The 22389-nt window shown below is 40.2% G+C and carries 19 protein-coding genes; 13 read left to right on the top strand and 6 right to left on the bottom strand.

From position 1 onward, the window contains the following. Window positions 1–24: 24 nt before the first annotated feature. Entirely contained in the window at window positions 25–963 is a 939-nt protein-coding gene (locus NQ782_RS07145) for a bile acid:sodium symporter family protein (RefSeq protein WP_001275070.1), read from the top strand. 178 nt (window positions 964–1141) lie between these two features. Beyond that, a complete protein-coding gene (locus NQ782_RS07140; protein WP_057093115.1) occupies window positions 1142–2485 on the top strand; it encodes an MATE family efflux transporter in 1344 nt (447 codons plus the stop codon). 20 nt (window positions 2486–2505) lie between these two features. Here NQ782_RS07140 and NQ782_RS07135 read toward each other — a convergent pair whose 3' ends face one another. Then, window positions 2506–2976: a DUF523 domain-containing protein gene (locus tag NQ782_RS07135; protein ID WP_057093117.1), complete on the bottom strand. Its 471-nt coding sequence runs from the start codon at window positions 2974–2976 to the stop codon at window positions 2506–2508. A gap of 521 nt (window positions 2977–3497) precedes the next feature. Here NQ782_RS07135 and hppD point away from each other — a divergent pair. Next, window positions 3498–4553: a 4-hydroxyphenylpyruvate dioxygenase gene (hppD, locus tag NQ782_RS07130; protein ID WP_000353163.1), complete on the top strand. Its 1056-nt coding sequence runs from the start codon at window positions 3498–3500 to the stop codon at window positions 4551–4553. Between the two features lie 64 nt (window positions 4554–4617). Here hppD and NQ782_RS07125 read toward each other — a convergent pair whose 3' ends face one another. The 4 genes from NQ782_RS07125 to fahA form a co-directional block, all read right to left on the bottom strand. After that, entirely contained in the window at window positions 4618–5397 is a 780-nt protein-coding gene (locus NQ782_RS07125; RefSeq protein WP_000568800.1) for an IclR family transcriptional regulator, read from the bottom strand. 299 nt (window positions 5398–5696) lie between these two features. Continuing rightward, entirely contained in the window at window positions 5697–6245 is a 549-nt protein-coding gene (locus NQ782_RS07120) for a VOC family protein (protein WP_000141645.1), read from the bottom strand. A 17-nt stretch (window positions 6246–6262) separates the two neighbouring features. Further along, on the bottom strand, window positions 6263–6895 hold the full coding sequence (maiA, locus tag NQ782_RS07115) for a maleylacetoacetate isomerase (protein ID WP_000781238.1): 633 nt from the start codon (window positions 6893–6895) through the stop codon (window positions 6263–6265). Continuing rightward, the gene (fahA, locus tag NQ782_RS07110) at window positions 6882–8189 is read right to left on the bottom strand and encodes a fumarylacetoacetase (protein ID WP_000435865.1); all 1308 of its coding nucleotides are present in this window, start codon (window positions 8187–8189) and stop codon (window positions 6882–6884) included. Before fahA ends, maiA begins: the two co-directional genes overlap by 14 nt. A 358-nt stretch (window positions 8190–8547) precedes the next feature. Here fahA and NQ782_RS07105 point away from each other — a divergent pair, with 358 nt between their 5' ends. From NQ782_RS07105 to zigA, 3 genes are all read left to right on the top strand, one after another. Beyond that, entirely contained in the window at window positions 8548–9936 is a 1389-nt protein-coding gene (locus NQ782_RS07105; RefSeq protein ID WP_000107088.1) for an amino acid permease, read from the top strand. 162 nt (window positions 9937–10098) lie between these two features. After that, window positions 10099–10782, top strand: a complete 684-nt coding sequence (locus NQ782_RS07100) for a D-Ala-D-Ala carboxypeptidase family metallohydrolase (RefSeq protein ID WP_032009505.1) — start codon at window positions 10099–10101, stop codon at window positions 10780–10782. Between the two features lie 142 nt (window positions 10783–10924). Beyond that, entirely contained in the window at window positions 10925–12190 is a 1266-nt protein-coding gene (gene zigA / locus NQ782_RS07095) for a zinc metallochaperone GTPase ZigA (RefSeq protein ID WP_002068691.1), read from the top strand. Between the two features lie 34 nt (window positions 12191–12224). Here zigA and NQ782_RS07090 read toward each other — a convergent pair whose 3' ends face one another. Further along, entirely contained in the window at window positions 12225–13337 is a 1113-nt protein-coding gene (locus tag NQ782_RS07090; RefSeq protein WP_057093119.1) for an acyltransferase, read from the bottom strand. A gap of 352 nt (window positions 13338–13689) precedes the next feature. Between NQ782_RS07090 and hutC the strand changes: the two genes are divergently transcribed. The 7 genes from hutC to hutG all read left to right on the top strand — a co-directional run bounded on the left by hutC (window position 13690) and on the right by hutG (window position 22233). Continuing rightward, complete coding sequence (hutC, locus tag NQ782_RS07085; RefSeq protein ID WP_001138319.1) at window positions 13690–14442, top strand: histidine utilization repressor; 753 nt, start codon at window positions 13690–13692, stop codon at window positions 14440–14442. Continuing rightward, entirely contained in the window at window positions 14439–15014 is a 576-nt protein-coding gene (locus NQ782_RS07080; protein ID WP_199983498.1) for a HutD family protein, read from the top strand. Before hutC ends, NQ782_RS07080 begins: the two co-directional genes overlap by 4 nt. A gap of 251 nt (window positions 15015–15265) precedes the next feature. After that, window positions 15266–16942: a urocanate hydratase gene (gene hutU, locus NQ782_RS07075; protein ID WP_000214181.1), complete on the top strand. Its 1677-nt coding sequence runs from the start codon at window positions 15266–15268 to the stop codon at window positions 16940–16942. A gap of 87 nt (window positions 16943–17029) precedes the next feature. Continuing rightward, on the top strand, window positions 17030–18568 hold the full coding sequence (gene hutH, locus NQ782_RS07070; protein WP_057093190.1) for a histidine ammonia-lyase: 1539 nt from the start codon (window positions 17030–17032) through the stop codon (window positions 18566–18568). A gap of 64 nt (window positions 18569–18632) precedes the next feature. After that, window positions 18633–20045 carry an amino acid permease gene (locus tag NQ782_RS07065; protein ID WP_000081466.1) on the top strand — a complete coding sequence of 471 codons (1413 nt, stop codon included), beginning with the start codon at window positions 18633–18635 and terminating at the stop codon, window positions 20043–20045. 51 nt (window positions 20046–20096) lie between these two features. Next, window positions 20097–21302: an imidazolonepropionase gene (gene hutI / locus NQ782_RS07060; protein WP_057093192.1), complete on the top strand. Its 1206-nt coding sequence runs from the start codon at window positions 20097–20099 to the stop codon at window positions 21300–21302. Between the two features lie 10 nt (window positions 21303–21312). Continuing rightward, window positions 21313–22233, top strand: a complete 921-nt coding sequence (gene hutG / locus NQ782_RS07055) for a formimidoylglutamase (protein ID WP_001016881.1) — start codon at window positions 21313–21315, stop codon at window positions 22231–22233. Window positions 22234–22389 lie beyond the last annotated feature (156 nt).

The following is a 22389-nucleotide window of genomic DNA, read 5'->3' as shown; positions in this document are numbered from 1 at the left end:
TGCGATTTGGTATGGATGAACAGTATGTCTGCATTACTCCGTTTTACTCAGTTTGTTCAAAAGACGTTTGCCCTATGGGTAATTATTTTTGCAGCTCTGGCGCTATGGCAGCCTGAATTTTTTGTTTGGCTGAAAGCTTATATTCCATGGATTTTGGGCATTATTATGCTTGGCATGGGAATGACCATGACCGTTGATGATTTTAAAGGGGTACTACAAAGCCCTAAAGCCGTGTTAATTGGGGTTGTCGCGCAGTTTGTGGTGATGCCGGGCTTGGCATTTATTTTATGTAAATTATTTAATTTACCTCCTGAAATTGCGGTCGGCGTTATTTTGGTAGGTTGTTGCCCAGGAGGAACAGCTTCAAATGTCATTACCTATATGGCCAAAGGCAATGTGGCTTTATCGGTCGCCTGTACCTCGGTATCAACACTCTTGGCTCCTGTGTTAACACCTGCAATTTTCTATCTACTCGCCAGCCAATGGCTAAAGATTGACGCGGCTTCGATGTTTATTTCGATTTTGCAAGTCGTACTACTTCCGATTGTGATTGGGCTGATTTTGCGAACTTGGCTTAAACGTCAGGTTGAATCCTATATTCAAGTCATGCCATTAGTTTCAGTGATTGCAATTGTCGCGATTGTGGCAGCCATTATTGGTGGCAGTAAAGCAGCTATTTTACAGTCGGGTTTGCTCATTTTGGCGGTAGTGATATTGCATAATGGGTTTGGATATTTATTAGGTTTTGCCGCAGCGCGTTTCTTTAAATTGCCTTATGCGGACAGTAAAGCAATTGCGGTAGAAGTAGGAATGCAAAACTCAGGCTTGGGCGTGGCGCTTGCAGCGGTGCATTTTGCGGCTTCCCCGATTACTGCCGTACCAAGTGCTATTTTCAGCCTTTGGCATAATATTTCTGGTCCTGCACTTGCGACTTATTGGGCAAGTAAACACAAACAAGAATAACTATATAAACGATATACATTAGAAAAGAAGGCCAAACGGATAGTTTGGTCTTTTTATTTAAAGCACTTTTTATTTGAGCTGAATTTAAAACTGGTATGTCTTTTGCTTCGAATTGATGCACTAAAAATAACGTAAATATCAACATAAATTGCAAAGAAAAAAATAAGGCATTTTTTTGATGAACCAGATTTTTAAATTATTTATTCCCATGCTCTCTAGCAATTTGATTCTAATTTTAAGTGGATTGATTGATATTGCTTATGTAGGGCATTTTAGCAATGATCATGTTGCCGCCTTATCGGTGACCTTATCTTTATATACAGTGGTTTATGTCATTGGAATGGGGATACTGCAAGGTGTGATGCTTAAGCTCTCGGAAGCTTATGGTTGCCATGACATACCACGTATCCGTCAAATTTTTATTCAAGGCGTTTGGCTGATGTTAGGTTCGGCATTGGTGAGTATTGCCTTGCTTTACTTGTTCCGTGATTTACCAAAATTATTTGGTGCATCTGAATATGTCGTTTCAATTACTAAAAACTGTATTTGGGCTTTGGTATTTATTTTGCCTGCCCATTTATTGATGCGCTTATTTACAGCTTTGTCTCAGGTCACTGAAAATGCGTATAAGGTTTTATTATCAGATAGTCTTTTCTTCATTCTTAAAATTATTTTGTCTTATCTTCTGATTTATGGTGTCGCTTTATTTTCAATTCCGCCACTCGGGGCGATAGGGGCGTTGTTAGCCACTATCATTGTACGGTGGTTTATGTTGACCGTTTATTACCTGTTTTTTCTAGAGAAAAGGTACATCTTTATTGAACATCCAGAACAGTCAGTTGAAGATAGCCGGCAAAGTCTGCGTATGATTTTAAAAATAGGGATACCTACTGCGATCATGGCGTTGATGGACGTTGTTACATTTTGTTCAGTTGCTATTCTGATTTTGCCTTTCGGGAGTGTGGTATCTGCAGCCCATCAAATTGTCGCGAGCACTGGCGGTTTCATGTTTATTTTTCCTTCATCAATTGCCTCGGCTTATAGCATTTTGGTGTCAAGAACTATGGGCAGCGGCAACATGAAAGAAGCAGACAAAATTGCCAGACAAAGTATATGGGTCATTATGGCAGTGAGTGGCAGTTTATCCTTGTGTTTATGGGTGGAGAGGGGCTTAATTGTCACGTTCTATTCAGATGATTTGGCTGTACAGATTTTGGCTGCATCACTGCTCTTGATTGTCTGCATGTCTCATTTTCTTGATGGCTTAATGACGTTACTAACCTCTTTGCTGCGTTGTTGGGATGTGTCGATTTTACCCATGCTGATTTTTTTAGTCGTGGTGCTATGTTTCGGATTGGGCGGTGGTTGGTGGATGGCTTATAAAGGGCTGCACTGGGGGAGTCACTCTATATCTGCAATGGGAATTTATGGTTTCTGGAGTATGGCAGCCATAAGCTATTTAGTAGCTTGTGTATTGAGTGCCTTCTGTTTTCGTTTTAGAAAGCAATTAAGAGGTTTTTGATTAGGTAGATCAACACAACCTTAAAGAGGGTGTGCTGTTAACCATTCTTCAATCTCATTTTCAGAAATCACTTCAAAACCATGGCGTTGTAACAGTGCTGTGGTAATCCCAACACCCGTGATCTTCTCGCCTTGAAAAGTACCGTTATAAATTTTTTGACTACCACAAGACGGACTGTTTTCTTTTAAAACCACACAAGTTGCTTGTATTTGCCGTGCAATGTCTAAAGTACGGTAGGCGCCTTTTAAATATAGCTCAGTCACATCTAAACCAGATGAATCTAGGATTTTTGCCTTACCATCAAGCACATCTTGCCCCGTACCCCCAACAATTTCTGCAGGTAACCTTGGAGTAGTAAAACCACCTAATAACTCCGGACAAAGTGCATGCGCTTTTTTATTTAAAAATAAATGCTTAAGTGTAGTGTGTAAGCAAGAGCGTCCATCGTAGCGTACAGGCTCCCCAATTAAACAGGCACTGATTAAAAGCATGATTTTTCCGCCCTTAGAACTTTAAAAGCCATGTGAGTGTACCCAATGATTTAAAAATATGAAATCTAAAACAAGCACAAGCAAACAGAGTAATTTGATTAATAAATTACACAATTCATAATTAAATTATGTATTGCATAATTTAATTGTTTTTAGTAGCATCTGTTTTAAGGTAAATGGCCATTGGAGGTCCAACAAGGATGTTGGCCTCCATAAATCTAGGAATAACTTTAGGAAAAGACGATTTTTAAAGGTTTATTGAAAAATCTCAATCGTACTTTTAGATAAGAAAGGACAGTGTGTATGGAAAACAAACACCATATAGAAAGGAAATTAATCATCGGCTTTGCGCTCACTCAATCTTCGTTTTAGTTATTGGTTTTTTTCTCATAGGATGCGTTGGGCTAAGGCATTTTGACGGTTCAAACATACTCCCAGCAAATGCGTATTCTATAGAGAAAGGAGCTGACCAGATCAGCATGAGAAGTAAACGGATCAGGTAATTACCAGAGGGAAACTAGATGGATATTTTAGAGAACCCATTAGAATTATGCGGTTTTGCATTTATTGAGTTTGTTTCAAAAGAAAATGAATTAGATCCAATTTTTGAAACAATCGGCTTTTCAAAAGTAGCCAAGCATAAATCGAAAAAAGCGTACTTATGGCGTCAAGGAAATATCAATATTATCCTAAATTATCAGCCAGAATCTTATGCTTCATTCTTTTTTAATGAGCATGGTCCATCTGCTTGTGCGATGGGATTCAAAACTCGTGATGCAGCAAAAGCTTTTAAAAAGGCGGTTGAACTTGGTGCAGAACCAATGTACTCAAAAGTTGGGCCAATGGAGCTTAACATTCCGGCAATTAAAGGTATTGGTGGTATGCCAATCTTCTTGGTTGACCGCGATATTTATGAAAATGACTTTGTTTTCTTTGATGATGCGCAGCGTAACCCTGAAGGTGCAGGCTTAAAAGAAATCGATCACTTAACTCATAACGTCTACAAAGGACGTATGGAGTATTGGGCAAACTTCTACGAGAAGATTTTTAACTTCCAGGAAATTCGTTATTTCGACATTAAAGGTGAATATACAGGTTTAACCTCTAAAGCATTAACTGCACCAGATGGCATGATTCGTATTCCTTTAAATGAAGACTCAGACAAGGGTAACGGCCAAATTGCAGAATTCTTAGCTGATTTTAATGGCGAAGGTATTCAGCATATCGCGTTTATTTGTGATGACTTAATTTCGACTTGGGATAAATTGAAAGGCCTTGGTCTTAAGTTTATGACACCACCGCCAAATACGTATTATGAAATGCTTGAAGAGCGTTTACCTGAACATGGTGAACCAACTGAAGAGTTAAAACAACGCGGTATTTTATTAGACGGCAGTACTAAAGATGGCCAGAAGAAGCTTTTATTACAAATCTTCTCTGAAAATATGATTGGGCCAGTCTTCTTTGAATTTATTCAACGTAAAGATGACGACGGTTTCGGTGAAGGTAACTTCAAGGCATTGTTTGAATCGATTGAACGTGACCAGATTCGCCGTGGTGTGCTCGAAGCAAAATAAGTTTTGCTTTGTCTCTAATCTAAAAAAACCAAGAGCAATGCTCTTGGTTTTTTATGGCTATTGATTAGCGGCTTTTAATATATTGATTAATTGAATTAATCTCATTTTTAAGTGTTTCAATAATTTTACTTTGTGGATCGACGGGTAAAAACATCTCGCTATCAAGCGCCACAATACAAAACTCAATCCCTTGGTTTGAGTTAAATACTGGCAGGCCTACTGCGTTAATACCGGTAAGTAAATCACCTTTCGCCGCAGACATTTGTTGTTGGCGGATCGTCTCTTTAAGTTCTAAAAATTCTTCCCAGTTATGTGGCGCAATGTTTAGCCCAAGTTCCTGATGTTTTTGCCACTCAGTTTCTAATAAAGGACGAACAAAATGCTCAGGAAGGTAAGAAGCAAATAAACGCCCAGCAGCAGAATTGACTAAAGGCATAATTGAGCCAACTTTGGTCACAATCGAAATTGGGTGGTTAGATTCAATCGATTGAACCACGACAGGGCCTTTGGGTGACCACTTACTAATTTGAATACCACAGCCAATTTTGCTTTGTAAGTCGTAAATTAAATGTTGTACTAACTGTAAAGTATCGCTGTGCTGAATGCAGTTTAAGCCTAAACGCCATGCTTGATCACCTAAGGCATATTGGCCATCCTCAAGTTGTTTGGCGTAATCCATGCGAATTAAGCTCACCAAGTAGCGGTGTACTTTGGCAGGATGCATCTCAAGCTTACTAGATAAGTCTTTGAGAATAATGGGTTGATTGTGCTCTAAAAGGGCATTTAGTACGGATAAGCCAACTTCAAGTGATTGAACCCCCCCAGATATTTTTTCTTCAATCATTTAAATACCCTTAATCGATTTACTTCAGCAGTTAAACAGTTTTGTTCAGAACATAAATTGGCATTGATGCGTTTTACATCATGCCTGAGCCTATAGAAAAATAGAAATCACCTTTTTCTATTAGCGAAATTCACATGTTTAATAATCCACAATTTTTACAAATACCTTCATCTTACATTTATAGCGTAAATTGATAGAGGTTTAGTAGATTTAAACAATATAAATCGGCATTGATATAGAACAGTTCATTTAAACTATTCCCATCAATGCCGACTTTTAAAACGATTGCTTTGAAAGAATTACGCGCCTAATTCTTCTTCATGCAAGAAATGAGTATGGTGTGGAGCGCGTTTGGTTTTGCTCCATTCCTCTAACATTTCAGTTTTCATTTCTTCAGTAATTTTTGCAATTTTTTCTTCAGCATGTGCATCGTTATAAGTCAGTTCTAAACGATGTCCATTTGGATCAAAGAAATAAATTGAGTGGAAGATACCATGGTTAGTAATACCTAATACTTTAACACCGTTGTCTTCCAAATGTTTTTTGGCAGCTAAAAGGGCATTTAAATCTTCAACTTCAAAGGCAATATGTTGCACCCATTGAGGCGTATTTTCATCACGGCCCATTTCTGGTTGGGTTGGCAATTCAAAAAATGCTAAAACGTTGCCTTGACCTGCATCTAGGAATAAATGCATATACGGGTCAAAAGCTTTCGTTGAAGGTACATGGTCTTCTGCAAAAGCTAAGATAAAGTCCATATTGAGCATTTTTTTATACCACTCAACAGTTTCTTTCGCATCCTTACAGCGATATGCAACGTGATGTATTTTTTTAATGGCAAATGTCATGTTGAAACTCCTTTTTACTATTCCCAATCTGGTTGTTGTTCTGGCGCCGCGTTATAGAAGGCTGGGATAGACAAACAATGTTGATAAATTGATTCAATTTTTGGAAACGCCGACAAATCAATCTTGAAGCGTTTCGCGTTGTAAACCTGTGGAATCAGGCAGCAGTCGGCAATGGTTGCGTGTTGTCCAAAGCAAAATTGTCCATTTGAATCTTGAAGTTGCTGTTCGAGTGTTTGAAAGCCTTCAAGAATCCAGTGCTGATACCAGTAATTTTTTTGTTCGTCCGAAACATTTAAATCATTTTTTAAATATTTCAGCACGCGTAAGTTATTTAACGGGTGAATATCACAGGCAATCGCCTGTGCAAAAGCACGGATTTTGGCTCTTTCTTTCACATCATTTGGAAGTAATTTGGTTTCAGGATATTGTTCATCCAGATATTCCAAAATACTTAATGACTGTGACAGGGTTAAATCGCCGTCCACTAAAGTTGGTACTAAGGCACTGCGATTTAACTTTAAATAGTCTTCGCTTTGCTGCTCATTTTTAACTAAATGAACGGGTACAGTTTCATAAGCGAGACTTTTAAGGTTGAGACCAATCCGTACTCTGTAAGCTGCAGAGCTACGAAAGTAACTATACAGCTTCATAATTAGGCTCCGAAGTTTCTGCAAAATCAAAAGTTAATGCAGGAAGTACCGTATTTCGGACTTCACCAAAACCAATGCGAATACCATTTTTCTCACAGTGGCCTTTCATGATGAGTGTGTCGCCGTCTTGCAAGAAACCACGAGTTTCACCATTCGCAAGTGTTAGAGGCTTGGTGGTGTTCCAAGTCAACTCAAGCAAGCTACCATACGAATCTGGTGTAGAACCTGAAATGGTACCTGAACCCATTAAATCACCAACCTGAACGTTACAGCCTCCAATGGTGTGGTGAGTCAACTGCTGAGCCATAGACCAATACATATATTTAAAATTAGTACGGCAGATCACATCAGGTTGTGTTGATTTCGGGCTTTGAATTTCAACACTCAAATTAATGTCGTAACTATTTGCGATATTTTCTTGTAGATACGCTAAAGGTTTAGGCTCTTGTTTTGGGCCTTCCACTTTAAATGGCTCAAGTGCTTCAAGCGTGACTACCCAAGGTGAGATGGCACTAGCAAAAGATTTTGAATTGAAAGGACCTAGAGGTACATATTCCCATTGCTGGATATCGCGCGCTGACCAGTCATTGAGTAATACCATTCCAAAAATATGGTCCCAAGCATTTTCAATTGAGATTGGCTGGCCAAGCTCCGTTGGTTTACCAATAACAAATGCTGTTTCAAGTTCGAAATCGAGTTTACGCGTAGCTGAGAAAACTGGACGCTCTTCATTTGGAAGTTTAATTTGTCCAGATGGACGCACGACTTGAGTGCCACTGACTACAACAGAGCTAGCACGGCCATTGTAACCAACAGGCAATTCAGTCCAGTTTGGAAGTAAGGCATTTTTAGGGTCGCGGAACATACAGCCTACATTGGTGGCATGTTCTTTAGAAGAATAGAAATCGGTATAACCAGATACTTGAAGTGGTAAATGCAAAGTAACACTGTCTTGCTTAACCAAAACTTCTTGGCGCAATGGTTCATTTTCTTGAAGCGTTAAATTATCAACTGAAAGAAGAGACTGTAGCGTTTTACGAACTTTAGACCAATTGGCTTTACCCGATTCAATAAATTTATTCAGTGTAGGCTGGTTAAAGTAGGTGTCTTGATCTGAAAGTTTTAAAAGACCATGCTTTTCAAGAGCAGCGAGATCAATGACCCAATCACCGATAGCTACACCGACCTGACGCTCGCCTTCGGCTGTTCTACTAAAAATACCATAAGGCAAATTATGAATAGTGAAATCAGATTGAGGTGAAACTTCAATAAAAGAGTTTAGTTTTTGTTCCATTTTCGCTTCCTTGTCTTCATCTCGTGTCTTATACAAATAAAAGTTCGGTCTAGGGACTGAGCTACTCAATAAGTTTTAACCGTTATTTAGATCATCTTTTTACTTATGAGTTTGATAGAGACCGAGAACAACCAATTACTTCATGGTTCTTATAATACTGAATTCATCAAATTACGCAATACATAATTTAATTACACATTGCATAATAATTGTTATTTCTTGCATTTTCTGTTTTCATGCGCGGTTGTGAGAAAAGTAACGCAATTATTTTTTCATCAATCTCTATGAAAATCCGATCAATTTATGATATACGTAATTTATTGGAAAAAAATTACGTGACAAGGATGAGAATAATCATATGTCAACACAAGAGCAAGGAAACCTGAAACATGGTTTGAGTAATCGTCACATCCAGCTGATTGCGTTGGGTGGAGCGATTGGTACAGGGCTGTTTCTTGGTATATCACAATCGATTAAATTGGCAGGTCCATCGGTAATCTTGGGTTATGCGATTGCAGGATTTATTGCTTTTTTAATGATGCGCCAGCTCGGTGAAATGGTCGTAGAAGAACCTGTAAGTGGATCTTTTAGCCACTTCGCTTACAAATATTGGGGACCTTTTGCAGGCTTCATGTCAGGATGGAATTACTGGGTACTCAATGTACTGGTATGTATGGCAGAGTTAAGTGCAATTGGTCTTTATATTCAATATTGGTGGCCGCAAATCCCAACGTGGGCATCTGCTCTAACGTTCTTTATTCTCATTAATGGTATCAATTTACTGCATGTTAAGTTTTTTGGCGAAATGGAATTTTGGTTTTCTATTGTCAAAATCTTAGCAATTTTAGCCATGATCGGTTTCGGTTCATATTTACTTGCAACCGGCACAGCAGGGCCTCAGGCCAGTATTTCTAACCTTTGGGCATTGGGTGGTTTCTTCCCATTTGGTATTGAAGGCTTGGTTATGGCAATGGCTGTGATTATTTTTGCTTTTGGTGGTATTGAGCTTTTCGGTATTACTGCTGCTGAAGCGCGTGATCCAGACAAAACTTTACCTAAAGCTGTAAACCAGATTATCTATCGTATTTTGATTTTCTATATTGCGACACTTTTTGTTTTATTCTCACTATTTCCATGGAATCAAATGGCAGAAGGTGGCAGTCCTTTTGTGATGGTCTTTGCTTCTTTAGATAGCCAAGGTGTTGCGACATTATTAAATTTCGTTATTTTGACAGCTGCAGTTTCCGTCTATAACGGAACCAGTTATTGCAGCAGCCGTATGCTTTTAGGCCTTGCCCAACAAGGTAATGCCCCGAAAGCTCTTGCCCGTATTAATAAACGCGGTATTCCAACCAATGCGGTTCTAGTCTCTGCATTTGTGACGGTATTGTGTGTTTTACTCAATTATATTTTCCCTGAAAAAGCATTTGGTTTACTCATGATGCTTGTCGTAGCAGCGATTGTGATTAACTGGGTAGTGATTTCATGGACACATTTAAAATTCCGTAAATTCATGCAACGTCAAGGTCAAACGACTAAATTCCCTAGCTTCATGTATCCATTTAGCAACTATCTTTGCATGGCATTTATGCTTGGAATTTTAGTTGTGATGTCTTTAACGCCAGACATGCGTGTGGCAGTTATGATGATTCCAGGATGGATTTTGTGTTTGATGGTGGCTTATCAATTTAAGCGCCGTAAAATAAAAGCTGAGCAGCCTGTACATGCTTTAGAAGCCGATATGTAATTAGGTCTTAGATAGAAGCTAAAGAGGACGTATAAATACGTCCTTTTTTATTTTTTAAAATTTACAACAGAAATTAAAGGATTTAATAATTGTTATATTATAACATTTCTGAAATTAAGTGATTAAAGGCTTCCAGATGTTTAGGGAAGATAGAATATATTTATGAAGCGTTATTTAGGTTTACTCGTATTATCTCTGGCGGCTTGTAGTACTCAAACACCCCAGCCGACGATTACTCATCGCTCTCCCTCTTTGCCTCAACCATCTAAAACTGTGGTTAAAATCAAACAACAGCCTGAAGATTATATCGTTTGGATTGCAACTGCAGATCACAGACAGTCTGTACAAGCTTATAAGCAATTTCTTAAGCAAAAAGGACTTGCCGATTTAGTTCCAGACCACGAGTTATTACGTTCAGCCCGAGACTGGCAAAAATGTGGAGTTGAGCCTTACGCAGTTCCACCACGCGAGATTTGGTCCAATATTGTTCCGACGCTCAATATATTAAAAGCATTGGTTGATGATGGCGTGATTAACGATTTTGAAGTGACTTCGGTCTATCGAGCTTTAGCTTTAAACCGCTGTGCAGGTGGTGCAGATGCTTCCCGACATGTCTTTAATGCAGCACTTGATTTTAGGATTGGGCCAGAACAGCCTAGCGACTTAGACCAGTTCAATATTCAACAAACTAAAACCAAGCTTTGTCAGTTCTGGGCGACTAAAGGCCAAGCGTTTAATATGGGACTGGGTGTTTATGCTTCAGGACAAATCCATATTGATAGTCAAGGTTTTAGAGCATGGGGGCCAGACCATCACTATAGAAGCTCAATTTGTCAGGGACTATAAAAGCAACTTTTTCAAAGACTAAGTGATTTGGCTTAGATAAAACTGGAATAAAAACTTGATCAATAGTTATGTTATAACATAGCATTATTGTGGTTTAGAAATACATTACGCCTGTGATCTGGCCATATTTAAATGGCCAGCCATGATCAGTTTAAATATTATTCAAAGAGATCAAGCCATGCACACTGCAATCGCCAACTCATTTGCCAAGCTTCCCGTCACTGTTTTATCGGGCTTTTTGGGTGCAGGAAAAACTACATTACTCAACCATATTTTAAATAATCGTGAAGGCCGCCGTATTGCCGTGATTGTTAATGATATGTCTGAGGTAAATATTGATGCGGCATTAGTACGCGAAGGTGGGGCAGAGCTTTCAAGAACAGATGAAAAACTGGTTGAAATGAGTAATGGCTGTATCTGCTGTACGTTACGAGAAGATTTATTGGTTGAGGTGAGACGTTTAGCCAATGAAGGACGCTTTGACCAATTGGTGATTGAGTCAACAGGCATTTCAGAACCTTTACCTGTGGCAGAAACTTTTACTTTTGAAGATGAAGATGGAAACTCACTCAATGAGTTTGCTCGACTCGACACTATGGTTACGGTAGTCGATGCGTTTAACTTTCTTAAAGACTACAGTTCAGTTGACTCCCTACAACAACGCGGCGAATCATTAGGCGAGCAAGATGAGAGAACTGTGGTTGACCTTCTTATCGATCAGATTGAGTTTTGTGATGTGATTGTACTGAATAAAATTGATTTGATTGATCAGGCTCAGCAAGATCAGCTTATCGCCATTTTAAAAACGTTAAACCCGCGTGCCCGAATTGAAATTGCTCAATTTGGAAAGGTCGCTTTAGATAAAATTTTAAATACACAGTTATTTGATTTTGATGAAGCCGCGCAAGCACCGGGTTGGTTAAAAGAGTTACGCGGCGAGCATACACCTGAAACTGAAGAGTATGGCATTAGTAGCTTTGTTTACCGTGCCCGCCGACCTTTCCATCCAGAACGTTTTTATGATTTGGTACAGGCTGAATGGCCGGGAGTTGTGCGTTCCAAAGGCTTTTTCTGGTTGGCTGCCGAACCGACATTGGCTTACTCATGGTCACAAGCGGGAGCAATGGCTCGACACGGTTTAGCTGGTTATTGGTGGGCAGCCGTTGCAGAAGAAGACTGGCCGAGTGACCTAGCCAGTATTGAAGAAATTAAGAAAAACTGGGATGCCCGCACAGGTGATGCGCGTCAGGAGCTGGTTTTAATTGGTATGCAAATGGATGAGCAAGCTTTAATACAACGCTTAGATAGCTGCTTGTTAAACGATGAAGAAATGGCTTTAGGACCACAAGCATGGCAGAGCTGGTCTAATCCTTTTAAGCAAGATGATGAAACGATGTTGATCGCTTAATAAAAAAGCCCCTATTTTCAAGGGGCTTATTTTTTTATGATTTATCTTTAATAAAAACCTTTCGAATGTAGCTGTTAAGCGGGGTGGAATAGTATGTTTCAATTGCTGCGCTAATGATAAAAGTCAGAACCAAATAGCCAATTAAAAGCATAATTTTAATGCTAGAGTCGGTTTGGGCTGGAATAAAAGCAACCTTCATAAGGCCCAGCACAACCAGATGAAACAAATAAGTTTCATAACTCCTTTGCCCCAACCAGACCATTACTTTGGTAAATAGACTATGTGCTTGTGTTTCGGAAGGATGTTGGAAACACAGAATGAGTAAACCTGTGGCAAGAGCAAATAAGCTAATACCCCATGTACTGACTTCTTTAATGGGCGCATATAAATATAGAGCGGTCATACTCAAAATAATCAACCATGAAAGAGGTTTTTTATAGGTCCAATTTGGCTGATATTTATGAGAAAAAATCGCCGTTAAACAGCCCACCGCTATACCATCAAAACTTGAAAAATAATGATATAAATAAGCGCCGCTTTCTTCTCCAAAATGGAGAGACCTAAAATAAGGCCCATATAAAATCACTCCAACAAGTACAGCAATAAAGACCTTATTACTACGGATGAGTAGACACAATAATGGAAAAACAAAGTAAAAAACTTCTTCTACAGAGAGCGACCACAACACGCCCAAAGCGTAGTTTACCCAACCAAATTTAATAATCAGGATATTCATCCAGAAGGTTAAGGCTGCAAATATGGTTAAAGGATAAGAGACCTCAATGCCATTCGGTGCTTGGTTCATAAAGGGTTTTAAGTCAAATGAACCAAGTATGCTTACACCTAAAATGAGTAATACCAGACACGGTAAAATACGTGCTGCCCGTCGGATATAAAAATGCTTGAGGTTAATTGCAGAAAATTGTTTGTCTCGTTTTAAAGTGTGATGGGTAATTAAAAAGCCCGAAATCACAAAAAACATGGTGACGCCATAATTTCCATTTCTTGCGATGACTGTGCTAAATGCTTCACCTAAAAAATCAAAACCTAACCATGTATCTTTAAGTTTATAAGGAATATTAAAATGATGTAAAAGAACCAAAAGGATAGAAATTCCTCGAAGAATATCTATTTTATAATTACGCATTCGATGTGCTTCCAGTTTTATTAATATACTGTGTGGCAGAAGAATACTATCGTTCAGTTATTTTAAATAAAAATTTTAAGCATCATTTCGTAAACCAGAAAAAATGATATTTTTGTTTTCTAGGATGGGGCACTGGCTTAGCAGAAATAACTATTCAATAAATATTAATAAAGCCTTTATATATTTGAATTTCTCTACATAAAACTTTAAATTAGCTCTTGTCGAGCTATGTTTATTTTTTAAACTTTTTAAAATATATTTAATTCATAAATTAACATGTTGTATGTGGTTGTATATACATAGCATGTCAACTAAAATACCTTTTTGCCTGCTGCCTTTTTGAGTATTTGTTATGCCCAGAACATCAAAACAAGAACATACTGAGCTTTCGATTGAAGCTGATAGTCCAGTTCCTTTATATCAGCGCGTAAAACAGCTGATTTCACAAAAGATTTATGAAGGCTCTTGGGCTGTAAATAAAAAAATTCCTTCGGAAAGTGAACTCGTTAATCAACTCGGCTGTAGCCGTATGACGGTAAACCGTGCGCTACGTGAGTTAACAACAGAAGGCTTACTTGTTCGAATTCAGGGTGTTGGTTCTTTCGTTGCTGAAGGGCAAGGCCGAACTGCACTTTTTCAAATTAACAATATTGCCGATGAGATTATTGCACGAAACCATAAGCACCATGCTGAAGTTTTAGTCTTAGAACAAATTTATGCAAATGCAGAGCAAAGCGTGTTAATGCAGACTCGCGAAGGGCAAAAATTATTTCACTCGATTATTGTGCATTATGAAAATGATGTGCCTGTTCAGGTCGAAGATCGTTTAGTTGATGCGGCACTGATTCCAGATTATTTAGAACAAGATTTTAAAACCATTACCCCAAATGCTTACCTCATGGCAAAAGCACCCGTGACAGAAGGTGAACACATTGTTGAGGCCGTTTTAGCATCGCCTCAAGAGTGTAAGTGGTTAAAGATTACTAAAGCTGAACCGTGTTTACTCATCCGCCGTCGCACATGGTCAAACAAACAACTCATTTCAAGTGCACGATTGATTTATCCGGGCAGTCGCTATTATCTCGAAGGGAAATTTAATCCATGATTAAATTGATCAGGGCCGATCAATATACAAAAATGCTTTGGAAAAATGGTGCAGGCTTTACTTTAGAAATTGCTCGAAGCCAAGGTGAAGCCGACTTTGAGTGGCGCATTTCGATGGCAGATGTAACAACTTCTGGACCATTTTCGTTATTTCCGAATAAGCAACGCATTATTAGCGTACTCGATGGGCAGGGCATGGTACTGCATGTCGATGACCTTCCTGTCAAAAAGCTGAAACAGGGTGATATTTTTGCTTTTTATGGTGAAAGTCAGGTCCAAAGTGAACTGGTAGGCGGTGCAATTCGGGATTTAAATTTAATTTATGATCCTGCAAAGTTTCATGCCCGTTTTCAGTGGTTGAATGAGGCAGCGGAGCAGGCATTTATAAGCTCGGCAGACCTGATTTTTATTTTTAATCAGGGTAGTGAAACGGAAGTGAACGTTGATGAGCATTCCGTTCAGATTGCTGCTCATGAGACGCTAAAAATTGAGAAAAAATCTGGTGTCACAACAATCAATTTTCCAAAAAAACAGCTCAAAAGTTGCTATATCATTGAGTTAATTCAACGTTAAAAAGATATAGTTTACTGATTAAAAAGCACATGTCTTGTTAGAAGATATGTGCTTTTTTTATGTTACATATAAAAATAAATTAATTTAATTCATAAGCTTATTCAATTTTTTTAAAAAAATACGAGCAAGCCTCTTCACGCCGAAAAATATTTGTGTAGTATATGGATGTATATACAAGTTAATACATTACTATACAAATGCAGAAACAAGTGATGTTCTGCTGATGTAAGCTCAAAGGAAGGAGTCCGACTGTGACAACAACGACAACAAAATTTCGTGATGTAGAAATTCGTGCACCACGCGGCACTGAATTAACGGCTAAGAGTTGGTTAACTGAAGCCCCATTGCGTATGTTGATGAATAACCTTGATCCGGACGTTGCAGAAAACCCGAAAGAATTGGTGGTATACGGTGGTATTGGCCGTGCAGCACGAAACTGGGAATGTTTCGACAAAATTGTAGATACGCTAAAAAATCTTGAAACTGACGAAACTTTATTAGTTCAATCAGGCAAACCAGTAGGTGTATTTAAAACTCATAAAGATGCGCCACGCGTTTTAATTGCAAACTCAAACCTTGTACCGCACTGGGCAAACTGGGAACACTTTAACGAATTAGACGCTAAAGCTTTGGCAATGTACGGTCAAATGACAGCGGGTTCGTGGATCTACATTGGTAGCCAAGGTATTGTACAAGGTACTTATGAAACTTTCGTTGAAGCAGGTCGCCAACACTACAACGGTGACTTAAAAGGCCGTTGGGTTCTTACTGCTGGTTTAGGCGGTATGGGTGGTGCTCAGCCTTTAGCTGCAACACTTGCAGGTGCGTGTTCTTTAAACATCGAATGCCAACAAGCAAGTATCGATTTCCGTTTACGTACCCGTTATGTAGACGAACAAGCAACTGATTTAGACGACGCTTTAGCGCGTATTGATCGTTATACAAAAGAAGGTAAAGCAATTTCAATCGCACTTCATGGTAATGCTGCTGAAATTTTACCTGAGCTTGTACGCCGTGGTGTACGTCCAGACATGGTGACTGACCAAACAAGTGCACACGATCCACTTAATGGCTACTTACCAGTAGGCTGGACTTGGGATGAATACCGTGAACGCGCGAAAAAAGAACCGGAAGCTGTTGTAAAAGCTGCAAAACAGTCGATGGCAAAACACGTACAAGCCATGCTTGATTTCCAAAAAATGGGTGTTCCAACATTTGACTATGGTAATAACATCCGTCAAATGGCGAAAGAAGAAGGCGTAGCAAACGCTTTTGATTTCCCAGGCTTCGTACCTGCATACATCCGTCCATTGTTCTGCCGTGGTATTGGTCCATTCCGTTGGGCAGCGCTTTCTGGTGACCCAGAAGATATTTATAAAACAGATGCCAAAGTTAAAGAGTTAATTCCTGATGATGAGCATTTACATCACTGGTTAGACATGGCTCGTGAACGTATTAGTTTCCAAGGCTTACCAGCGCGTATTTGCTGGGTAGGTTTGGGCTTACGTGCAAAACTTGGTTTGGCATTTAACGAAATGGTTCGTAGCGGTGAATTGTCTGCACCGATCGTGATTGGTCGTGACCACTTAGACTCAGGTTCGGTTGCAAGTCCTAACCGTGAAACTGAAGCAATGCAAGACGGATCAGATGCAGTATCAGACTGGCCTTTATTAAATGCATTGTTAAATACAGCAGGCGGCGCAACTTGGGTGTCTCTACATCATGGTGGTGGTGTAGGTATGGGCTTCTCTCAACACTCAGGCGTTGTGATTGTGTGTGACGGTACAGATGAAGCTGCTGCACGTATTGCTCGCGTACTAACCAATGACCCTGCAACAGGTGTTATGCGTCATGCCGATGCAGGTTATGAAATTGCGATTAACTGTGCCAAAGAGCAAGGCCTACACTTGCCAATGATCACGCAATAAAAATACATGGAAGAACTGGCGGTGCTTTTTGCAATTGTGAAAAGCACCGTCTCAGCAGAATATAGTGCAAAAAATTAGGAAGCCAACATGGAATTACTGATCCAACCGGGAAAACTGACCTTAGCCGATTTACGTCAAGCTTACCTCAACCCAATTAAAGTTAAATTAGATGAAAGTGCTTCATCTGCAATTAATGCAAGCGTGGCTTGTGTAGAGCAAATTGTAAATGAAGGACGTACAGCTTACGGTATTAATACAGGTTTTGGTTTACTTGCTTCAACTAAAATTGCGCCTGAAGATTTAGAAAAATTACAGCGTTCTTTGGTGCTTTCCCATGCCGCAGGTGTAGGTGAAGCACTTGATGATGCAATGGTTCGTTTAATTATTCTATTGAAAGCAAATAGCTTGGCACGTGGTTTCTCTGGTATTCGTCGTAAAGTCATTGATGCTTTGTTGGCCTTAATTAATGCTGAAGTTTACCCACACATTCCACTTAAAGGTTCAGTAGGGGCTTCTGGCGACTTGGCACCACTTGCACACATGTCTTTAGTTTTACTTGGTGAAAGTAAGGCACGTTATAAAGGTGAATGGTTACCAGCAGTTGAAGCTTTAAAAATTGCAGGTTTGGAACCAATTTCTTTAGCGGCTAAAGAAGGTTTGGCACTTTTAAATGGTACGCAGGTTTCGACGGCTTATGCTTTACGCGGCTTATTTGAAGCAGAAGATTTATTTGCTGCCGCAACAATTTGTGGTGGCTTAAGTGTTGAAGCAATGCTTGGTTCACGTGCACCTTTCGATGCGCGTATTCACGAAGTACGCGGCCAACGTGGTCAAATTGATGTAGCTGCGGCTTATCGCGATTTATTGACTGATTCGAGTGAAATCTCTCGTTCACATGAAGAATGTGGCAAAGTTCAAGACCCATATTCTTTACGTTGCCAACCACAGGTGATGGGTGCATGTTTAACTCAAATCCGTCAGGCTGCTGAAGTATTAGAAATTGAAGCAAATGCCGTATCTGATAACCCGCTTGTATTTGCTGAACAAGGTGACGTGATTTCTGGTGGTAACTTCCATGCAGAACCTGTTGCAATGGCGGCCGACAATTTAGCATTGGCAATTGCAGAAATTGGTTCACTGTCTGAACGTCGTATTTCAATGATGATGGACCGTCATATGTCACAGCTTCCACCGTTCTTGGTGGCAAATGGTGGTGTTAACTCAGGCTTTATGATTGCTCAAGTGACAGCTGCTGCTCTTGCAAGTGACAACAAAGCGCTTGCACATCCTGCAAGTGTGGATAGCTTACCGACTTCAGCCAACCAAGAAGACCATGTATCGATGGCTCCAAATGCTGGTAAACGTCTTTGGTATATGGCTGATAACGTCCGCGGCATTTTAGCTGTTGAATGGTTAGGCGCTTGTCAGGGTCTAGACTTCCGTGAAGGTTTAAAAAGCTCGCCTAAACTTGAACAAGCTCGTAAAATCTTGCGCGACCAAGTTCCTTACTACAGTGAAGACCGTTTCTTTGCTCCTGATATCGAACAGGCTAGTGAATTGCTTGCGAGTGGTTGCCTAAACGAGTTACTCATTCCAAAACTACTCCCTAGTTTATCTGAAGTGTGATTGATAAAACGGTCACATGGAGTGGCCGAATCCAACTAAATTTCCTCAAGGATTGGAGATTATAATGTCACAAAACTCCACACTACAGCGGGGCTTAAACACCCGCCACATTCGTTTCTTGGCATTGGGCTCAGCAATTGGAACTGGGCTTTTCTATGGTTCGGCAACTGCTATTAAAATGGCAGGGCCTTCAGTATTACTTGCGTACATCGTTGCAGGGATTGCAATTTATATTGTGATGCGCGCACTGGGTGAAATGGCAGTCCATAACCCTGTCTCTGGCTCATTTAGCCACTATGCTTCTCAGTACATTGGTCCTTTGGCCGGCTTTACGACGGGCTGGACTTATGTTTTTGAGATGGTGATTGTTGCAATTGCCGATGTCACTGCGTTTGGTATTTATATGGGGTTCTGGTATCCCGATGTCCCACGGTGGATCTGGATTTTGTCTCTCATCATGTTCTTGGGCGCGATTAACCTCATTCATGTGAAAGTCTTTGGTGAACTCGAATTTTGGCTCTCAATTGTCAAGGTGAGTGCCATTGTTGCCATGATTTTAGGTGGCTTAGGTTTGATGTTCTATGGCTTCCATGCTGACCATAGCAGTGTAGTGCCAGGGATTCAAAACTTATGGATCTATGAAGGCTTTATGCCACATGGCATTGCAGGCTTGGTTGCATGTTTATCTGTAGTGGTATTTGCTTTCGGTGGTATCGAAATTATTGGTATTACAGCAGGTGAATCACAAGACCCGAAAACTACTTTACCTAAAGCAATTAATGCTGTTCCGGTACGTATTTTACTTTTCTATGTACTGACTATATTTGTACTCATGTCGATTTTCCCATGGAACCAGATTGGTAGCCAAGGTAGTCCGTTTGTACAAATTTTTGAAAACTTAGGCATTAAATCTGCTGCAAATATTTTAAATATTGTGGTGGTAACTGCTGCAATTTCGGCAATTAACAGTGATGTGTTTGGTGCAGGCCGTATGTTGTACGGTATGGCAAATCGTGGTCAAGCACCTCGAATTTTCCAAAAATTATCGCGTAATGGTGTGCCTTGGATGACTGTTGTGGTTATGGCTGGCGTGCTGTTAATTGGTGTGGTGCTGAACTACCTGATTCCTGAAAATGTGTTTGTCATCATTGCATCAATTGCAACGTTTGCAACTGTTTGGGTATGGCTCATGATCTTGCTTTCGCAAGTGGCTATGCGCCGTAAATTATCTACTGCTGAAATTAAGGCACTTGATTTCCCTGTCTGGGGTTGGCCATATGCCCCTGCTTTTGCAATCGGTTTTATGGTGTTCATTTTAGTGATGATGGGCTACTTCCCAGATTCGCGTCCTGCAATTTATGTAGGAATCACCTGGCTTGCTCTCTTAACTATTGCTTATCGTATTTGGGTAAAACCAGAGCAAAGCTTGGGAAAGGAAAGTGAGCCTGTCCAGCAAAACATAGAAATGGAAAGCTAACAAATCAGCTGCCCAATAGTTTTACTGTTGGGCAGTTTCGAGGATAGGCTAATGAAAAAACTTTGGCAAAACTGCCATATTGCGACCATGCAAAATGGGCAATATTCCTACATTGAAGATGCTGCAATTGTCACAGAAGGGCGTCTCATCCACTGGATTGGAAAACAACAACAACTTCCTGCCGACACTTATTCCGAAACAGTTGACTTAAATGGCGCTTGGGTAACCCCGGGGTTCATCGACTGTCATACGCATAGCGTATTTGGTGGTAACCGTAGTGTTGAGTTTGAAAAGCGCCTACAGGGCATGAGTTATGCTGAAATTGCTGCAAGTGGTGGCGGTATTGCCAGTACAGTACGCGCAACCCGAGAAGCCAGTGAAGAACAATTACTGAAATCAGCCCTTAAGCGTATTCGCTGCATGCAACAAGACGGTGTAACCACCATTGAAATTAAGTCTGGCTACGGACTCAACTACGAAAACGAGCGCAAGATGCTGCGTGTGATCCGTCAAATTGGTGAAGCTTTACCAATGACGGTAAAAAGTACGTGTTTAGCTGCACATGCTTTACCGCCAGAGTACAAAGACCAAAGCGATGCTTATATCGAGCATATCTGTACAGAAATGCTGCCTAAACTGCATGCTGAAGGTTTAGTCGATGCTGTTGATGCTTTCTGCGAGCATTTAGCATTTTCGCCAGCTCAGGTTGAACGTGTTTTTAAAACGGCACAATCATTGGGGCTACCCGTTAAACTTCATGCTGAACAGCTTTCATCGCTAGGTGGCTCAAGCTTAGCAGCACGTTATCATGCTTTGTCGGCTGACCATTTAGAGTACATGACCGAAGATGATGTCAAAGCCATGGCAGAGTCGGGTACGGTTGCTGTGTTACTACCGGGTGCCTTTTATTTATTGCGTGAAACACAATACCCACCGATTGAAAGTCTTATTAAGCATGGCGTGCGTATTGCGCTATCGAGCGATTTAAACCCCGGCACATCTCCAGCACTTTCTTTACGTTTAATGCTGAATATGGGCAGTACGTTATTCCGTCTGACACCTGAGCAAGCATTAGCCGGTGTCACCATTCATGCTGCACAAGCGCTCGGTTTAGAGCAAACACACGGCAGTTTGGAGCAGGGTAAAGTCGCTGACTTTGTGGCTTGGGATATTGAGCATCCATCTGAAATTGTTTACTGGCTGGGCGGAGATTTGCCTAAGCGAGTCGTTCAGCATGGACAAGAAGTTATTTTTTAAACGGTGTCACATGAATCACACATTTAAATGGCAAGGCCGACATGATGGCGAGGGTGAGGCACATCAACGTATTCACCATATAGTGAACACCACCCAACATGCTGAATTTGCCCTGATTGGTTTTAGCTCTGATGAAGGCGTGAAACGTAATAAAGGTCGAGTTGGTGCTGCCGACGCACCAGATGCGATTCGTACCCAACTTGCTAACTTACCGATTCATCGTCCAGTCAGTATTGTCGATTTGGGGACGGTGACCTGTGAATATGGCAATTTAGAGCAAGCACAAAGCGAATTAGCTGAACAAGTCGCCAATAGCCTAGAACATGGCTTAAAACCTGTTGTATTGGGCGGTGGACATGAAGTTGCATTTGGCAGCTTTAGCGGTCTGTTCCAATATGTACAAGCCCACGCGCCAGATAAAAAAATCGGCATTATTAATTTCGATGCCCATTTTGATTTACGTGAAGCAGAGCATGCCACCTCTGGAACACCTTTTTTACAGGCAGCTCGTCTTTCAGAACAGCATCAAAAACAATTTAATTATTTATGTATTGGGGTCGCCAACCATGCCAATACTAAAATTTTATTTGATACTGCCGATGCGCTGAATTGTTCATATTTACGTGATCATGAGGTTAATATTTTTAACCTAAACAACGTGCTTGCAGCGGTTGATGCTTTTATTGAAAAAGTAGACTGCTTGTACGTTACGATTGATCTAGATGTCTTCGCGGCTGCGGTTGCACCGGGGGTCAGTGCGCCAGCTGTCAAAGGAATTGATTTAGCGACTTTTGAAGCGATTTTTAAGCATATTCAAGAGACTGGAAAAATCAAACTTCTAGATATTGCTGAGTGCAATCCAAAATTTGATTTGGACAATCGAACAGCAAAACTGGCTGCGTACATTGTTTATCAATATTTATTTTCTTGAGAAACAATTTTTAATGTAGAAATGAAAAAGTGCACTGAGATCGCTCATGTGCGCTTTTTTTGACTATCTGGTAAATTAAAGTCAGATACGGAATATAGATAGCAACTATAAATAATTTAATTAAAAAGAAAATTAATTTATAAAATCATTGAGTTA

Source organism: Acinetobacter sp. BD54 (assembly GCF_044778325.1).
GTDB lineage: Bacteria > Pseudomonadota > Gammaproteobacteria > Pseudomonadales > Moraxellaceae > Acinetobacter > Acinetobacter baumannii.
The sequence above is the reverse complement of the archived record's forward strand: the minus strand, read 5'-3'. Positions and strand labels throughout refer to the sequence as shown.

Excerpts from the sequence above, each read along its gene's own strand:
- NQ782_RS07145 (WP_001275070.1), top strand. The coding sequence starts at position 25 with ATGTCTGCATTACTCCGTTTTACTCAGTTTGTTCAAAAGACGTTTGCC.
- NQ782_RS07140 (WP_057093115.1), top strand. The coding sequence starts at position 1,142 with ATGAACCAGATTTTTAAATTATTTATTCCCATGCTCTCTAGCAATTTG.
- NQ782_RS07135 (WP_057093117.1), bottom strand. The coding sequence starts at position 2,976 with ATGCTTTTAATCAGTGCCTGTTTAATTGGGGAGCCTGTACGCTACGAT.
- hppD (WP_000353163.1), top strand. The coding sequence starts at position 3,498 with ATGGATATTTTAGAGAACCCATTAGAATTATGCGGTTTTGCATTTATT.
- NQ782_RS07125 (WP_000568800.1), bottom strand. The coding sequence starts at position 5,397 with ATGATTGAAGAAAAAATATCTGGGGGGGTTCAATCACTTGAAGTTGGC.
- NQ782_RS07120 (WP_000141645.1), bottom strand. The coding sequence starts at position 6,245 with ATGACATTTGCCATTAAAAAAATACATCACGTTGCATATCGCTGTAAG.
- maiA (WP_000781238.1), bottom strand. The coding sequence starts at position 6,895 with ATGAAGCTGTATAGTTACTTTCGTAGCTCTGCAGCTTACAGAGTACGG.
- fahA (WP_000435865.1), bottom strand. The coding sequence starts at position 8,189 with ATGGAACAAAAACTAAACTCTTTTATTGAAGTTTCACCTCAATCTGAT.
- NQ782_RS07105 (WP_000107088.1), top strand. The coding sequence starts at position 8,548 with ATGTCAACACAAGAGCAAGGAAACCTGAAACATGGTTTGAGTAATCGT.
- NQ782_RS07100 (WP_032009505.1), top strand. The coding sequence starts at position 10,099 with ATGAAGCGTTATTTAGGTTTACTCGTATTATCTCTGGCGGCTTGTAGT.
- zigA (WP_002068691.1), top strand. The coding sequence starts at position 10,925 with ATGATCAGTTTAAATATTATTCAAAGAGATCAAGCCATGCACACTGCA.
- NQ782_RS07090 (WP_057093119.1), bottom strand. The coding sequence starts at position 13,337 with ATGCGTAATTATAAAATAGATATTCTTCGAGGAATTTCTATCCTTTTG.
- hutC (WP_001138319.1), top strand. The coding sequence starts at position 13,690 with ATGCCCAGAACATCAAAACAAGAACATACTGAGCTTTCGATTGAAGCT.
- NQ782_RS07080 (WP_199983498.1), top strand. The coding sequence starts at position 14,439 with ATGATTAAATTGATCAGGGCCGATCAATATACAAAAATGCTTTGGAAA.
- hutH (WP_057093190.1), top strand. The coding sequence starts at position 17,030 with ATGGAATTACTGATCCAACCGGGAAAACTGACCTTAGCCGATTTACGT.
- NQ782_RS07065 (WP_000081466.1), top strand. The coding sequence starts at position 18,633 with ATGTCACAAAACTCCACACTACAGCGGGGCTTAAACACCCGCCACATT.
- hutI (WP_057093192.1), top strand. The coding sequence starts at position 20,097 with ATGAAAAAACTTTGGCAAAACTGCCATATTGCGACCATGCAAAATGGG.
- hutG (WP_001016881.1), top strand. The coding sequence starts at position 21,313 with ATGAATCACACATTTAAATGGCAAGGCCGACATGATGGCGAGGGTGAG.